Consider the following 15,777-nt stretch of genomic DNA (forward strand, 5'->3'; position numbering starts at 1 on the left):
ACCCCGGCCCTTTGACCCGCTAAAAGGCCAACAAAACAAAGATCATTCGGAGCAGACACAGACATGAGCAGCCCCAAACCAGTAGTGTTGTGCATCCTTGACGGATGGGGATTGCGCGACGCGTCCGAGGGCAATGCACCGCTCTTGGCCAAGACGCCCACTTATGATCACATCATGAAAACCTGTCCCAATGCGACCTTGATCACCTACGGCCCCGACGTCGGTTTGCCACGCGGACAGATGGGAAATTCTGAGGTCGGCCATACCAACATCGGTGCAGGGCGCGTCGTGGCAATGGATCTGGGTCAAATTGATCTTGCGATTGAGGAAGGTAGCTTTGCCAATAACGCGCGGTTGCGAGCCTTTATCGGCCAGATGCTTGAGACCGGCGGCACCGCCCATCTGATGGGTGTTGTGTCCGATGGTGGGGTGCATGGTCATCTAAGCCATATGATCGCTGCGGCAAACGCCTTGCACGACGCGAAAGTGCCGGTTGTGATCCACGCATTGACCGATGGTCGTGACGTGGCACCACGTTCTGCGCTGGGATTTCTTGAGACACTGGAGGCTGAATTGCCGACAGGTGAGGATGTGGTCACAGTGACAGGGCGCTATTATGCGATGGACCGTGACAACCGTTGGGACCGTATTGCCAAGGCCTATGAGGCCATTGCTCAGGCTCAGGGACATCTCGAAAAGTCAGCCAAGGCAGCGGTCAACGCCGCCTATGCGCGCGATGAAAATGACGAGTTCATCCTGCCGACAGTTCTGGAAGGCTATGGAGGGGTTAAGGATGGCGATGGGTTGTTTTGTCTGAATTTCCGCGCCGACCGCGCTCGCGAGATCATGGCCGCGCTGGGCGATCCGAAGTTTGATGCATTTGACACAGGCAAACGCCCGAAATTTGCGGCGCTCATGGGCATGGCGGCCTATTCCGATGCCCATACTTCCTATATGACCACGATGTATCCCAAGCCCGAAATCGTGAACACATTGGGCGCGTGGGTATCGCAGCAGGGCCTGCGCCAATTCCGTTTGGCAGAAACCGAGAAATATCCGCATGTGACGTTCTTTTTGAACGGCGGCGCTGAAACGCCTGTGGCTGGTGAAGATCGGTACATGGCGAAATCGCCAGACGTGGCGACCTATGATCTAAAACCAGAGATGTCTTGCGGCGAGGTGACTGATCATTTCGTTCAGGCAATTGACGATGGCTATGATTTGATTGTCGTGAATTACGCCAACCCGGATATGGTGGGCCATACCGGCGATTTGCAGGCCGCAATTGCCGCCTGCGAGGCGGTGGACGCGGGGCTTGCACGGGTCGTTGAGGCGCTGGAAAAAGCGGGCGGTGCCATGATCCTGACGGCGGATCACGGCAATTGCGAGACGATGATTGATCCTGAAACAGGTGGTCCGCACACGGCGCATACTTTGAATCCTGTGCCAGTAGCTCTTCTGGGCGGACCGACCGGCGCGACACTCAAAGACGGGCGGCTGGCAGATCTGGCACCGACACTGTTGCACTTGATGGGCTTGGCAAAACCCGACGAAATGACGGGGCGGTGTTTGTTATCATGATCCGCACAGCGCTGATCCTCATGCTCTTATGGCCAATGACAGCCGTTGCCCAATCTGAGGCAGCCAGTCAGGCCCGTGCAGCGGCAGCAGAGCTGGAAATAGCATCGGCACTCTTGGACAGCGCGGAAGGTGCCCGCGACCGGGTCAAAGCCCTGACTGAGACGATTCAGGCCTTTGAAAAGGGTCTGGGCGCGATGCGGGCCGGGTTGCGTCAGGTTGCGATCCGCGAGGCGCAGCTGTCCCAAAAACTGCAGGCAAGTGACGGCGAAGTTGCAGAATTGCTTGGAGTCCTGCAAACTATCGGTGGCACACCATCGCCCGTGGCATTTTTACATCCAGGCGGCCCTACGGGTACCGCGCGGGCTGGCATGTTGCTGGCGGAATTGACCCCCGCGCTGAACACCCGTGCCGATGCTCTGCGCCGCGATGTGGAAGATGTGCAAACCCTGCGCGACCTGCAGGTCGATGCAGCAGAACGTCTGCAAGATGGGCTGACTGAAGTTCAGGCGGCACGGACGGCACTTAATCAGGCAATGGCAAACCGCACCGACTTGCCCAAGCGTTTTACCGAAGATCCGGTGCGGACCGCTATCCTGATTGCTTCAACCGAGACCTTGGGTGGCTTTGCCAGCGGATTGTCAGAGATCGTGACAGACGAAACGGCACCGGCCCTCGCAAAACTGGACGGCAAAGTTGGTGAGCTTGCCTTGCCGGTGCAGGGATTGATCTTGCGCCGGGCAGGCGAAGCAGATGCCGCTGGCATCAAAAGACCCGGCATTATCGTTGCAACCCGTCCGCGGGCCATCGTGATCAGCCCGACGGCCGCAACAATTCGCTATACGGGTCCGTTGCTTGATTTAGGCAATGTGATTATTTTAGAACCCCAAGCGGACACATTGTTTGTTTTGGCTGGGCTGGAAACAGTCTATGGACAGACCGGTCAAGTGATCGCTGCGGGCACGCCGATTGGTCTGATGGGGGCCCCGCCGGATGAAAATGACACGACATTGTCACCCAATCGTGATGGCACTGGCACTGATCGCTCAGAAACGCTCTATATAGAAGTCAGGCAAGACAACACTCCACAGGACCCAAGTGACTGGTTCCGCACCGACAAGGATGGATAAAGAGATGAAGAAATTCGTGATGGCGGCCGTTGGCGGCACATTGGCAGGTGTAATCGCCACTACCCAGATTGCCGGGCCATTGTTAGCACAGGAATCGGCCAAGACGGTCAATGTTTATGAGCAGCTGGACCTGTTTGGCGACATCTTTGAACGGATCCGCGCGCAATATGTTGAGCAAGTGGATTCCAGTGAACTGATCGAAGCAGCGATTAACGGCATGCTGACATCGCTTGATCCGCATTCCAGTTATCTGTCGCCAAAGGCCGCCGCGAAGATGCGTGAACAGACGCGCGGCGAATTTGGTGGCCTTGGGATTGAGGTCACGCAAGAAGAAGGTTTTGTCAAAGTGGTTTCCCCCATCGACGGGACGCCTGCGGCAGAAGCCGGCATTGAGGCAGGTGATTTTATCACCCACGTGAATGGCGAGAGCCTTTTGGGCCTGCTGCTCGATGACGCGGTTGAGTTGATGCGCGGCCCGGTCGGGTCCGAGATTATCATCACCGTTGTGCGGGAAGGCGAAGCAGAACCATTTGATGTCTCAATCATTCGCGACACCATCCAACTGACTGCAGTGCGTGCCCGTACTGTTGGATCAACCGCTGTCCTTCGCCTGACTACCTTCAACGAACAGACCTATCCGAAGATGAAGGAAGAACTGGCCAAGCAAATCGATGCTTTGGGCGGGATCGACAACCTGAATGGTATTGTGATCGACCTGCGCAATAATCCCGGTGGGTTGTTGAACCAGGCGATTGCAGTATCAGACGCATTTCTCGAAGAAGGCGAGATTGTCAGCACCCGAGGCCGTGAATTGGCGGACGGGGACCGTGTCAACGCAACACCGGGTGACCTGTCACAAGGCAAACCGATTGTTGTGTTGATCAATGGCGGCTCTGCCTCGGCCTCTGAAATTGTGGCCGGTGCTTTGCAGGACCACCGCCGTGCCATTGTCATCGGCACCAAAAGCTTTGGTAAAGGGTCGGTTCAGACGGTCATGCCTCTGCGTGGTGACGGTGCTATGCGCTTGACGACCGCGCGATATTACACACCATCAGGCCGGTCTATTCAGGCGCTGGGTGTTTCGCCTGACATCATCGTGGCCCAGCCCCCGGCAAAGCCCGCGGCAGAGGACGAGGACGACAAGAAATCAGCGCTTCGCACACGTTCGGAGGCCGACCTGCGCGGCAGCCTGAACAATGACAGCCTGACGGACGACCAGATCAAACAGATCGAAGCGGACCGCGATAAGGCGGAAAAGGCAGCAGAGTTGCGCGAAGAAGATTATCAACTGGCCTATGCTATTGATATTCTGAAAGGCCTTTCAGCGTTGGGTCCGAAAGAGTAACGCGAAGCAACAACAAGAATGAAAAGGCCCGTGTGTTATGCGCGGGCCTTTTTCGTTGTAATCCTTAGTTCCTGAAGTCCGAAGGACAAAGCGCCGTGACCACGGCGCACCCATCCGGCGAACATCACATCGTTTCAAGGCAATGGCGCCGAAATGCACGTTTCAGCATATCCAGTTCTGCCCGCAAAAGATCGATTTCAGCACGGATGTCATCCCCCAGCACTTCACCTGCCAGCAGCGTGATATGACCAATGTTTTCGTCAGCGGCGGTGTCCCGGATAATCAGCGTTTGAACGCCATCCGCGATTGCCTCTTTCGGGATGGGAACCGACAAAACCCAGTGATTGGCGGCGCTATCATGGGTTATGCTCACGTCTGCTATGGAATTTTTTTGATGTGATACATCAATCTGTGGGGTGTCTGTGCCATTCTGGGTGATGATCCCCTGCCAAACGCCTTGCTGCATCTTGGTCTTTGTTAGTTGAACTGCAGTCATGCGCATGGCTCCTCAAAGGTGGGCGCGCGGGCGGCGCGAAAAGGTCAGGTCGCGCAGGATCACCTGATTCATTTGCGGCCCTTCAAATATCAAATCAATCCACGCCCGCTCGACCCGTTTTTCGTTCATGTTGGAATAAGCCAGATCAAACTCAACGCGAATATTCTCTTCGCTCAGGGGCAACTCACGCACGATCTGTTCGGTATTGGGGCCGTGCCGGATGTTCAGGCGCGCAAAAATCTCAAGCGGCTTTTCCATCTCGACGATTGCATCCATCCGCACCAGATGGCTGCGCTTGAGCCCTTTCACCCCGGCATCCGGTAGGTCCACGACCAGCGACAAAAAAGATCCGTCGAATTTGAAAACATCCAGCCTTAACCCGTAAGGTGCGAGGTCTTCTTCTCGAAGATTGCGCAATTGGCGCAAGGTCAGTTCCGAAAATTTGCAATCATGAAATAGAGTGACTTCATCGCCCAGCATGGATTTCGTCTGAACTGACGACAGCCCAGGCGTCGGCAGCGATCCGCGCCAAAGTTCCGGCCGCCACGACCAGTCCGCATTGTGGGGTTTGGGAAAACTGGTGGAGCCGACTTTGGGCAAAGCCAACCGTTCATCCGCTGTGTGAATAAGCCGGTCCAGATGCATTTTTAGCAATCTCGCACGGCTGCGCTGGCGGCGCAGCAAAGACAGGTCGGTCGTTGCCGCCATACGGGCCGCACGCGCCCAACGTTGGATGTTGCGCGCATATATCTTGCCATCCAGAAACCGAAAACCGAGCTTGGACATGTATGGACTGCCTCTGACTTTTTGACACTCTATCTAGCCTAAAGGTTTCATTCAAATAAATTGGCAACAATACTTGGGCGAAATCCTACTATGTTGCTTTGATGGAAACAGTTAGCGTCACGATCCACTTTGACTGCGTGACAACACTGCGGAAACGATGCTGCGTCCCTCTCCGGTTATAGCGCGCCCCTTTTCAGGTCCATAAAGCGCCACGCCGACAATTTGCGTGCCGATACGTGTCGTACCGCGCCAGTGGGTATTGCTCACCCCGTCTATCGGTGCGGCCCCCTTGGCACGAAAGGTAAGCTGTCCGTCTCTGATCTGAGGATCTGATATACCGCTCAATGCGCTGGCCGCTGCCAAATGCTCAACAGCTGGCAGTGAGGCGTCGGTGCTGGCGGGTTGGACGCTGACCGTGATGAATGCCAGAGGCGCGTCGCCAGCGGCCTGCGGCGCACCCAGAATGTCGCACCGGGCCATCAGCGCAAATCTTTTCTGCACACTTTTTCTGTCAATACAAAACCCCGGTGGCGCGACCAGTATGACGGCACCCTGTGACAGCTTTGCCTGTAAGAATGGCTTGGTAGTTCGACCGTTGGCCGGAGGCACCGATAGCCCTTCAAACAGCGCTGCACCCTGACCGTCTTCGCAGGCGGTCAGGGCGAACAGCGCAAGAGCCGCAATGGGACCTTTACAGGTCCATGTAGTCATGGGTTTCCGCCTTGGCACCGGGATGTGTGACCGCACCCAGATAAGTTGGCCCAACAAGTTGCGCGTATTTCCACAAGGCTCCACTGGCATAATTGGTGGGGCGTGCCCCTTTCCAGTTGGCCTTGCGTTTGGCCAGTTCGTCATCGCTCAAATCGACAGAGATTGACCCTTCGATGGCATTCAGCGTGATCATATCTCCGTTTTCCAGCAATCCGATTGGCCCGCCAAGTGCCGCTTCTGGCCCAACATGGCCCACACAGAACCCGCGCGTCGCGCCGGAAAAACGACCATCGGTGATCAGTGCAACTTTCTTGCCCATGCCCTGACCAGAAAGCGCCGCCGTGGTCGCCAGCATTTCGCGCATGCCCGGACCGCCGGCGGGGCCTTCGTTGCGGATGACAAACACGTCACCTTCTTTGTAGGTCCGGTTTTGCACCGCTTCGAAAGCATCCTGTTCGCATTCAAATACCAGCGCAGGACCGGTGAACACGATGTCGTCCTCTGACATACCGGCGATCTTCACAATTGCGCCTTCAGGCGCGAGGTTGCCCTTAAGCCCCACAACGCCGCCTGTCTTGCTGATTGGGTTCACAACGGAGTGGATGACCTTGCCATCCGCTTCACGCTCAATCCGGTCAAGTTCTTCACCCATCGAATAGCCCGTTACGGTCATGCAATCGGCATGGATCAACCCTGCTTTGCGCAATTCCTTCATCACCACGGGCACGCCGCCCGCCTCATAAAGGTCCTTGGCCACATAAGCACCGCCCGGTTTCATGTCGACGAAATATGGCGTGTCGCGGAAGATCTCGCAGACATCTTCGAGAAAGAATTCAATGCCTGCCTCATGTGCCATCGCAGGCAAATGCAGACCCGCGTTGGTCGAGCCACCCGTGCAGGCAACGATGCGCGCCGCGTTTTCGAACGCTTCGCGGGTACAGATATCGCGGGCGCGGATATTTTTCTCGATCAGGCTCATCACTGCCGCACCGGAGGCCACGGCATATTCATCGCGTGATTTATACGGAGCAGGTGCGCCGGACGAGTTGGGCAGGGCAAGGCCAATTGCTTCGGATACGCAGGCCATCGTATTGGCCGTGAACTGACCCCCACACGCGCCCGCAGACGGACAGGCCACCCGTTCAAGAATTTCAAGTTCAGCTTCGGACATGGTGCCGCTTTGCCAGTTGCCAACGGCTTCGAACATATCCTGTACCGTCAGGTCCCGATCTGCAAAAGCGGCCGGGACATCGGCCCCTTCAGGGGCCCGACCCGGCAGAATCGATCCGCCATACATGAATACCGACGGCACATTCAGCCTGATCATTGCCATCATCATGCCGGGCAAGGATTTGTCACACCCTGCAAGGCCCACAATCGCGTCATAGCAATGACCGCGCATCGTCAACTCAACTGTATCGGCAATCGCCTCGCGGCTTGCCAGCGAAGACCGCATGCCCTCGTGACCCATTGCGATGCCATCCGTGACGGTGATGGTGGTAAATTCGCGCGGCGTGCCTTGTTCTTGTTTGACACCGATCTTGACAGCCTGCGCCTGACGATTGAGCGCAATGTTACAAGGCGCCGCTTCGTTCCAGCAGGTCGCGACACCCACCAAGGGCTGATGAATTTCTTCATCGGTCATGCCCATCGCGTAGTAATATGAACGATGCGGCGCACGCGCAGGGCCTTCGGTGACATGGCGGCTGGGTAATTTGGATTTATCAAAGCGTTGATTGGTGGACATCGACAGGCTCTCCGTTAAGCATTTTCACTGGAATAGTCGGCTGCGCCCGGTGCTGCAAGGCCGCAAGACACAACAGCCTGTGCGGGATGTTGTATTGGCCAACCGCAACGCTTACCTTTGCACAAGCGTATTCGGTGCCTTTTGCGGCCCCTCCCAAAGAAAGAGCGGCGGATGGAACCCAGCATATTTTCCTTTATCTGGAAATATTCCCGTCGCGATCAGCTGGCATTATTGCTGTTCACAATCGTCACCTTTCCATTTCTTTATGTGACGCTTGAACTGCCCAAACGCATTATCAACGACGCGATCGGATCAACCACCAGTTTCGTTGATGTGTTTGGCTTTGAGGTCACTCAGGTGCAGTTCCTGATGGCGCTGTGTCTTGCTTATCTGGCATCCGTTCTGGTGCATGGCCTGATGAAAATGCGTCTGAACACCATGAAGGGTGTCGTGGCGGAACGTCTGTTGCGTCGTTTCCGGTATCAGTTGATCGCGCGAATGATGCGCTTTCCGAATAGTTATTTCCAGGAAACCAGTCAGGGTGAATTGGTGAGCATGGTGACATCCGAAGCCGAGCCCATGGGCGGGCTGATGGGCGAAGCCGTGGCGCAACCCGTGTTTCAGGCCGGTCAAATGCTCATTATATTGTTGTTCCTTTTTATCCAATCGCTCTGGTTCGGCCTTGCTGGTGTGGCACTGATCCCGTTGCAGGCATGGCTGATCCCTTTGCTGCAACGTCAGATAAATCTGTTGAACAAGGAGCGTATCAAAGAAGTGCGCCATTTGTCTGCCGAGATCGGCGAGACGGCGGCGGGCATCACTGATTTACGGACCAACGGAGGCTGGCGATTCCGATTGGCGACGTTTACTGCCATCTTGGGACGGCTCTTTGAAATCCGGTTTCGGATCTATCAAAAGAAGTTCTTTATGAAGTTTCTCAACAACTTCATCACGCAGCTCACCCCGTTTTTTTTCTATGCGGTTGGCGGTTATCTGGCGATCAATGGTGATATAACGGTTGGTGCACTTGTCGCAGCGCTTGCGGCCTACAAAGACCTCAGCAACCCCTGGAAAGAACTGCTGACCTTTTACAATCAGACACAGGATATGTCGCTGCGCTGGGAAATCGTGATCGAACGGTTCGCCCCCAAAGGCATGATAGACGAGGCATTGTTTGAGGGTGAGCCAGATCAAATTCCCCACTTGCGCGGTGACATCAATCTGACAAACGTCTCTGTGCGCAATGCCAGCGGCAATACCCTTTTGGACGACCTGACAATGCATATTCCGGCAGGCAGCCGCGTGGCGATCGAAGTGCCGGCTCAGTCTGAGAGAACCGCGTTGGCAGAGATTCTGACCCGCGAAATTATTCCAACGCGCGGGAAAGTCAAAGTTGGTGAGTTTGACCTGTCACGCCTCCATCAATCAGTGGTTGCGGCGCGCATCGGGTACGCCAGTTCATCGCCCTATCTTTTTCAGGGGACGGTCGGTGACAATATGTTGATGCCACTGCGCACCAGCCCGAAAACGGTTTTGTGGGACCCAAAAAGCAGTGACCGTGAAACCATCGAAGCAATACGTGCCGGCAACAGCCGTGATAGCCTGCGCGCCGATTGGCTTGATCCGGGGCTTGCAGGTCTAAACACCGACGAAGACATCCTCAAATGGTGGTTCCAAATCACGCAGGCATTGGGAACAGCCGAGGTCTTGTTCGAACGTATGCTGAATTCTCGCATGGATGCGACAAAGCATACAGAACTTGCCCGGCGCATCGTGTCGTTGCGCGATGAAGTGCACAAAAGGTTAAAGGCCAAAGGCTTGGACAAAGTTGTCAACCGGTTCGATCCTGACAAGTTCAATCCGTCAGTGCCGTTAGGGGGCAACCTTATGTTTGCGAGCCCGGCACGCAACATCAGCCCCCAAAGCCTTGTTGCTGAAAAATCGTTTCTGGCGATGATCATTGATCAGGGTCTTGCAGAACAGGCCATCGCAATTTCACAAACTTTGGTCGAAGGTCTGCACCAAACCTTTGGCATGGATGGAACCGGGCACCCATTGTTCACGGCACTCGGTATTGAAGAGGCGCTTTACGAACAGCTTGTTGATATCGCCGGCCGCCGCCGCGAGATGGGCGACAAGGCGTTGACGCCAGACGAATTTGCACTTCTCCTGACTGTTCCATTTGCCTTTACGGCAGAACAGATTGGTCCGGCCTTTCCGGAAAGCTTCAAAAAAGAAATCCTCCACATTCGCAAAACCGACGGTGAAATGCTGCGGAAAAAAGCCAATGCTTTGTTTGTACCGGTGGCACCGGAGAACTACCTGCCGCGGCTGACGATCCTTGAAAACATGCTGTATGGCCGATTGTCTTCGGTCGCTGGTTTGCAGGGTGATCTGGTGCAGGATGTCGTGGCCGAGGTGCTGGAAGAAAACGGATTGCAGCAAATGGTTTCAGCGATTCTTTTTGATGTTGGCACGACAATAGGTGGCGCAAATTTGCCCGCGATTTTTCAGGAGCGTGTTGCCTTTGGGCGCGCTGCGATCAAGCGCCCCGATGTGTTGGTCTTTAACCAACTTCTCGCCGGTCAGGACGCCAAATCACAATCGGATATCCGAAACAAGCTGAGCGCCCTTTTGCCCGAAAGCACCCAGATATACCTAGGCAGTAAATTCGCTGCCCCGGAAGACTTCGACCTTCACATGGTCATCCGACATGGTCGCATTGATGGGCTCGTCGAACAGGAAGCAAGTGATGACGATGAAGGCACTTCCGACGATCTGCGGCGCAAACTACAGATCATTTCGCGCAATGATCTTTTTGGCAGTCTGGATGCCCGAAGCCAGCGTCTTCTGGCGTTTGCCGCCCAATGGTACGATGTTGACGCAGGACAACGTGTCTTCTCGATGGGCGAACGCCCTGATGCCGCTTATCTGTGTCTGTCGGGCCGTGCCGATTTGGGTTGGTTGGATGAATATGGCATCTTGCACCATGTCTCGCAGGTTGAGCCGGGACGATTGATCGGCGATCTGGCAATTATCCTCAATGAACCGCGGCAATTAAATCTGACAGCGACTGAGCCCACCAAGTTCTTACGCATCGGCGCAGAAGAATTTCTGGCTGTCGTTGAAAATGATAAGACCGTATTGCTTCGCTTGCTCCAAACGGTTGCAGGGCATTTGACAGGTGCCGCAGAATTGTTACGCGCATCACAAATTGAAGTTCCGCGCGAATTTGGGCCAGGGTTGCCCCCGCTGATCGAGGCAGAGGAAAACAAGTGATCTGGCGATTGAACTATGCCGCGCATGAGCAGTTTATTGCGCCAGCGCGTGAAAGCGCTGCGTTGTGGCGGCTTGTGTTGGGCTTTACCCTGGCGGCACTGGGGTATGTTGCCCTTAGTCAGATGTTCTTTCAGGTCGTGTATTCGTTTCTGGGCGCGCAAAGCAGCGCGCTTTATGAGAACTTGTTGAAAGGCAGTACACCACAGGCGATGTACCTGTTGCTTTTTAGCTTTGCATTCATGACGATGGCGGTTGGTGTCACCGTACGCATTGTGCACCGCAGATCGGCATTGGGGCTGCTGGGTGACCTGCGCCTTGCGTTGGCACAGTTCGGGGCGGTGTCCGCAGCCATGTTGGGCCTGATGATTGTGGTGTTTTTGTTGCCCCCTTGGGACATGGGCGGCGATTTCGTCGCGAACATGTCAGCCAGCCGCTGGGTCATTCTGTTGCCAATTTCGTTGGTGGCTGTCTTGGTGCAGGTCAGCGCAGAAGAGATCGTTTTTCGAGGCTATGTACAACAACAGCTGGCCGCCCGTTTCAGGTCGCCGCTGGTTTGGATGATCTTGCCCTCAGTCCTGTTTGCACTTGGGCACTACTTGCCCGACACTGCGGGTGAAAATGCGCTTTTTATTGCGGTTTGGGCGGGTTTATTTGGGATCATGATGGCCGATCTCACGGCCCGCGCGGGCACACTTGGCCCCGCGATCGCGCTGCACTTGTGGAATAACGTATCGGCAGTTCTGATTGTATCGCTGCCCGATGACCTTTCTGGCCTGGCGCTGTATCTGGCACCCTTCGGTCTGGGCGATACCGCAGAAATACGCGCCTGGCTGCCGGTTGATTTCGTCTTGATGTTCGTATCATGGCTGGCGGCGCGGCTGGCCCTACGCCGCTGATTGCAATTCACGGGCCGGCAGCTTATTTCAGATGCAACTGATGCCAACAGGGGCTGCACATGAACTGGATTACCAATTACGTCCGGCCACGGATCAACTCGATCTTTTCGCGCCGCGAAACGCCGGACAATCTTTGGACCAAATGTGATGATTGCGGCACCATGCTGTTTCATCGTGAGGTTTCCGATAACCTGAACGTCTGTACCAACTGCGGCCACCACATGCCGATCACCCCGCGTGAGCGGTTTCAGACATTGTTCGACGGCGGTGTGTTTACAGAGGTTAAAGTACCGGCCCCCACACCGGACCCTTTGCATTTCCGGGACCAAAAGAAATATCCCGACCGCCTGAAAGCCGCGCAGAAACAAACGGCAGAGGCCGAAGCGATGTTGGTGGCCACGGGCGAGATGGGCCGCACACCGATTGTCGCGGCAGGACAGGATTTTTCATTCATGGCCGGATCAATGGGCATGTATGTAGGCAACGCAATTATTGCCGCTGCCGAAGAGGCAGTGAAGCTCAAACGCCCGCTGATTCTGTTCTCAGCCGCAGGGGGCGCGCGGATGCAGGAAGGGATTTTGTCACTGATGCAAATGCCGCGCACGACAGTGGCGGTCCAGATGCTCAAAGAGGCCGGATTGCCCTATATCGTTGTCTTGACCCACCCGACGACCGGTGGCGTCACGGCAAGCTATGCGATGCTGGGTGATGTTCACATTGCTGAACCTAACGCGTTGATTTGTTTTGCCGGGCCGCGCGTGATTGAACAAACCATCCGCGAAAAGCTGCCCGACGGGTTCCAGCGCGCAGAATACCTGTTGGATCATGGTATGTTGGACCGCGTGACCCCGCGCACGCAACTGCGCGACGAATTGATCAATATCACCCGAATGTTGCTTGGCATGCCGCCTGCCGTGCGCGGCGATTTGCCACCGCCACGCGAGGGTGGCGAATTGGATCATGCACTGAGCGATGTCGAAGAGGCGCAAGCCAAGGCAGATGCCAAGAAATGAACGCCCCAACTTCGGACGTCATCCTGGCCCGGATGATGGCGCTGCACCCCAAGATCATTGATCTGACACTGGACCGTATGCACCGGTTGCTCAGCGAATTGGGCAATCCGCAAAATGATCTGCCGCCTGTGATCCATATTGCAGGCACGAATGGCAAAGGTTCAACACAGGCCATGATACGCGCGGGATTGGAGGCGATGGGCAAGTCGGTGCACGCCTATACCTCTCCGCATCTGGCCCGGTTTCATGAACGTATTCGTGTTGCCGGATCGTTGATTGACGAGGATGACCTCACAAAAGCTCTGGATGAATGCTATGCGGCCAACGGCGGCGAGAGCATCACCTATTTTGAGATCACCACCTGCGCGGCCCTGCTGGCGTTTGCGCGCACCCGTGCGGATTATACCTTGCTTGAGGTGGGGCTGGGTGGACGGCTTGATGCGACCAACGTCGTCGAGACACCGTTGCTCACAATCATCACGCCTGTGTCGGTCGATCATCAGCAATATCTGGGTGACACTCTGGCCGAGATTGCAGGTGAAAAGGCAGGGATCATCAAGCGCCATGTGCCGTGTGTCGTTGGACCGCAGGATGACGCAGGTTTGGATGTGATTGAGGCGGTCGCGGCCCGCCAAGCCGCGCCTCTTTTGGCATATGGCCAGCATTGGCATGCAGGTGCCGAAGCCGGGCGCATGATCTATCAGGATGAGCGGGGCTTGCTTGATTTGCCACGTCCCAATTTGCCCGGTGATCATCAGATTATGAATGCAGGGGCAGCGCTGGCCGCCCTGCGCCATCTGGGCGCAGATGACGCTGCTTGCGAGGCGGCTGTGACCCAGGCCTACTGGCCCGCGCGCATGCAGCGTTTGAAAGCAGGACCGCTTGCCGATATCGCAGGCCAGGCAGAACTATGGCTTGATGGTGGTCACAACCCCGCAGCAGGCGATGCAATCGCAGCGGTGCTTGCACAGGGCCCCAAACGTCCCACGCATTTGATTTGCGGCATGTTGAATACCAAGGACATTGGTGGATATCTGCGCCCTTTGGCGGCCCATGCCACCACCCTGCATGCGGTTTCCATACCGGGGGAAACCGCGACGCTGCCTGCCGCTGATACTGCGGCCGCCGCACGCAAAGTGGGGATGGATGCCTTTGAAGCGCCAAGCGTGGCACAAGCCCTGCGTGACATTGTGGCAAGCGATCCGACCGCCCGGGTGCTGATCTGTGGCTCACTTTATCTGGCGGGCGGCGTGTTGCGAGAAAACAGCTAACCCGCAGTATTTTGTGTGGGGAGCTGATCAATCGTCCATATTTGGTGTATAGTATAGGTCTATTCAGGCGTGACACGCGCATGCAATAATTCAAAAGACCAAAGGTGAGCGCCATGGAACGAAAGGACCAGACTGCAATTCTGCCGCCCTCAAAAGCGGATGTTTCAAACCGTTCTCAAGTGATATTTATTGGCGTTGGCTTTGCCATCATTGTAGGTGGTTTGTGGCTGCTTTACGATGTTGACGGCCCCTATCATCCAGACATCCCCGTGACCGAAACGCAAGTCAGCGACACCGCCGATTCCTGAGAGGAACGTCTAGTCGCCCCAGCCATCCGCCTGCATTTCACGCAGCCGCGACGCGGTGCGTTCAAATTCAAAAGTGCCTTCGCCTTCGATGTACAGCATTTCGGGTTTTGCGGCTGCCGAGCAAATGAGACGCACGCGCGCCTCATAAAGCGCGTCGATCAAAGTCACAAATCTCTTCGCTTCATTGAAATTTGATCGGCTGAGCGTGGGAATATCGTCAAGCAGCAGAACCCGAACAGCCTCAGCCAGAGCAAGATAATCGGCCGGGCCAAGGGGAGTACCACACAGATCATGAAATTGCGCGCGCGCCATCCCATTGTGAAACGCCGGGATCACCACGTCGCGGCCTTTGACGCGCAGCGTTAGCTGTGTGCCGGGGCCGCCGGCCAAATCGTCCCAAACCGCATTCATCGCGGCACGACTGTCGGCGTTGACCGGGGTAAAATACACTTGGGTCCCTGACAGACGGTTCTGACGGTAATCGGTTGGGCTGACCATTTCCCGCACAACCATTTTTTCTTTGATCATCTCGATAAACGGAATGAAAAGGCTTCTGTTCAAACCATGTTTATAAAGCTCATCCGGCAATCGGTTTGAGGTCGTCACCACAACGACGCCCGCAGCGAACAAGGCCTGAAACAACCGACCCACAATCATTGCATCGGTGATATCACTGATTTGCATCTCGTCGAATGCCAGTAGCCTCACCGATGCCGCAACATCTGCCGCGACGGGGGCAATAGCGTCGTCGACACCAGTTTTGCGTGCTTCGTGCATCCGGGCATGAATTTCCTGCATGAAAGCATGAAAATGCACGCGGCGCGATGGAATGTCGGGCAAGTGTTCAACAAACAAATCCATCAACATGGATTTACCACGGCCCACACCGCCCCATAGGTACAGCCCTTTGGGCGGCTCCGGCGCTTTGCGAAACAGGCCCTTTTTAATTGGTTGCGACAAGGCATCGCGAATGCGATCGAACTCTGGTATCAACGCTTCCTGCGCTGGATCAGATTGCAGTTTGCCCTCGTCAATCAGGCGATCATAGGTTTCACGAAGGCTGGTCATACCACTGGCTTAGCGTGCAGATGCCCAGTTGAAAAGCCAAGGCTGCGCTTGGCTATCGATTTATATGATCTGACCGGCATAGGCGGTGAATGGAACAGCGACATAATTCGATCACTAAGAAGTTTGTTTGAACGCAAGCGGTTACGAAC

General features: G+C 55.6%; 13 protein-coding genes. 8 read left to right on the forward strand and 5 right to left on the reverse strand.

Going from position 1 to position 15,777, the window contains the following annotated elements; all coding sequences use genetic code 11:
- Positions 1–63: 63 nt before the first annotated feature.
- From gpmI to ACEWL3_RS01800, 3 genes are read left to right on the forward strand one after another with little or no spacing between them, the layout of a single operon-like run.
- On the forward strand, positions 64–1,581 hold the full coding sequence (gpmI, locus tag ACEWL3_RS01790) for a 2,3-bisphosphoglycerate-independent phosphoglycerate mutase (protein ID WP_386177319.1): 1,518 nt from the start codon (positions 64–66) through the stop codon (positions 1,579–1,581).
- Positions 1,578–2,708: a murein hydrolase activator EnvC family protein gene (locus ACEWL3_RS01795; protein WP_386177320.1), complete on the forward strand. Its 1,131-nt coding sequence runs from the start codon at positions 1,578–1,580 to the stop codon at positions 2,706–2,708. The genes gpmI and ACEWL3_RS01795 overlap by 4 nt, the downstream gene beginning before the upstream one ends.
- A 4-nt stretch (positions 2,709–2,712) precedes the next feature.
- Complete coding sequence (locus ACEWL3_RS01800; protein WP_386177321.1) at positions 2,713–4,053, forward strand: S41 family peptidase; 1,341 nt, start codon at positions 2,713–2,715, stop codon at positions 4,051–4,053.
- A gap of 124 nt (positions 4,054–4,177) precedes the next feature.
- Here ACEWL3_RS01800 and ACEWL3_RS01805 read toward each other — a convergent pair whose 3' ends face one another.
- The 4 genes from ACEWL3_RS01805 to ilvD all read right to left on the reverse strand — a co-directional run bounded on the left by ACEWL3_RS01805 (position 4,178) and on the right by ilvD (position 7,793).
- Complete coding sequence (locus ACEWL3_RS01805; RefSeq protein ID WP_386177322.1) at positions 4,178–4,549, reverse strand: hypothetical protein; 372 nt, start codon at positions 4,547–4,549, stop codon at positions 4,178–4,180.
- Between the two features lie 12 nt (positions 4,550–4,561).
- Positions 4,562–5,335, reverse strand: coding sequence for a DUF6478 family protein (locus ACEWL3_RS01810; protein ID WP_386177323.1), 774 nt, complete (start codon positions 5,333–5,335; stop codon positions 4,562–4,564).
- A gap of 117 nt (positions 5,336–5,452) precedes the next feature.
- Positions 5,453–6,046 carry a hypothetical protein gene (locus ACEWL3_RS01815; protein WP_386177324.1) on the reverse strand — a complete coding sequence of 198 codons (594 nt, stop codon included), beginning with the start codon at positions 6,044–6,046 and terminating at the stop codon, positions 5,453–5,455.
- The gene (gene ilvD / locus ACEWL3_RS01820) at positions 6,027–7,793 is read right to left on the reverse strand and encodes a dihydroxy-acid dehydratase (RefSeq protein ID WP_386177325.1); all 1,767 of its coding nucleotides are present in this window, start codon (positions 7,791–7,793) and stop codon (positions 6,027–6,029) included. Before ilvD ends, ACEWL3_RS01815 begins: the two co-directional genes overlap by 20 nt.
- A gap of 171 nt (positions 7,794–7,964) precedes the next feature.
- Between ilvD and ACEWL3_RS01825 the strand changes: the two genes are divergently transcribed.
- The 5 genes from ACEWL3_RS01825 (at position 7,965) to ACEWL3_RS01845 (ending at position 14,560) form a co-directional block, all read left to right on the forward strand.
- Positions 7,965–11,072: an ABC transporter transmembrane domain-containing protein gene (locus ACEWL3_RS01825; protein ID WP_386177326.1), complete on the forward strand. Its 3,108-nt coding sequence runs from the start codon at positions 7,965–7,967 to the stop codon at positions 11,070–11,072.
- Complete coding sequence (locus tag ACEWL3_RS01830; RefSeq protein WP_386177327.1) at positions 11,069–11,968, forward strand: CPBP family intramembrane glutamic endopeptidase; 900 nt, start codon at positions 11,069–11,071, stop codon at positions 11,966–11,968. The genes ACEWL3_RS01825 and ACEWL3_RS01830 overlap by 4 nt, the downstream gene beginning before the upstream one ends.
- 59 nt (positions 11,969–12,027) lie before the next feature.
- A complete protein-coding gene (gene accD / locus ACEWL3_RS01835; protein WP_386177328.1) occupies positions 12,028–12,981 on the forward strand; it encodes an acetyl-CoA carboxylase, carboxyltransferase subunit beta in 954 nt (317 codons plus the stop codon).
- A complete protein-coding gene (locus ACEWL3_RS01840) occupies positions 12,978–14,252 on the forward strand; it encodes a bifunctional folylpolyglutamate synthase/dihydrofolate synthase (RefSeq protein WP_386177329.1) in 1,275 nt (424 codons plus the stop codon). Before accD ends, ACEWL3_RS01840 begins: the two co-directional genes overlap by 4 nt.
- A gap of 113 nt (positions 14,253–14,365) precedes the next feature.
- Positions 14,366–14,560, forward strand: a complete 195-nt coding sequence (locus ACEWL3_RS01845) for a hypothetical protein (RefSeq protein WP_386177330.1) — start codon at positions 14,366–14,368, stop codon at positions 14,558–14,560.
- Positions 14,561–14,569: 9 nt separating this feature from the next.
- On the opposite strand, the gene zapE is transcribed toward ACEWL3_RS01845, so the two are convergent.
- Entirely contained in the window at positions 14,570–15,628 is a 1,059-nt protein-coding gene (gene zapE / locus ACEWL3_RS01850; protein WP_386177331.1) for a cell division protein ZapE, read from the reverse strand.
- Between the last annotated feature and the right edge of the window lie 149 nt (positions 15,629–15,777).

Origin of the sequence: Sulfitobacter sediminivivens (assembly GCF_042611115.2) — a bacterium.
GTDB lineage: Bacteria > Pseudomonadota > Alphaproteobacteria > Rhodobacterales > Rhodobacteraceae > Sulfitobacter > Sulfitobacter sediminivivens.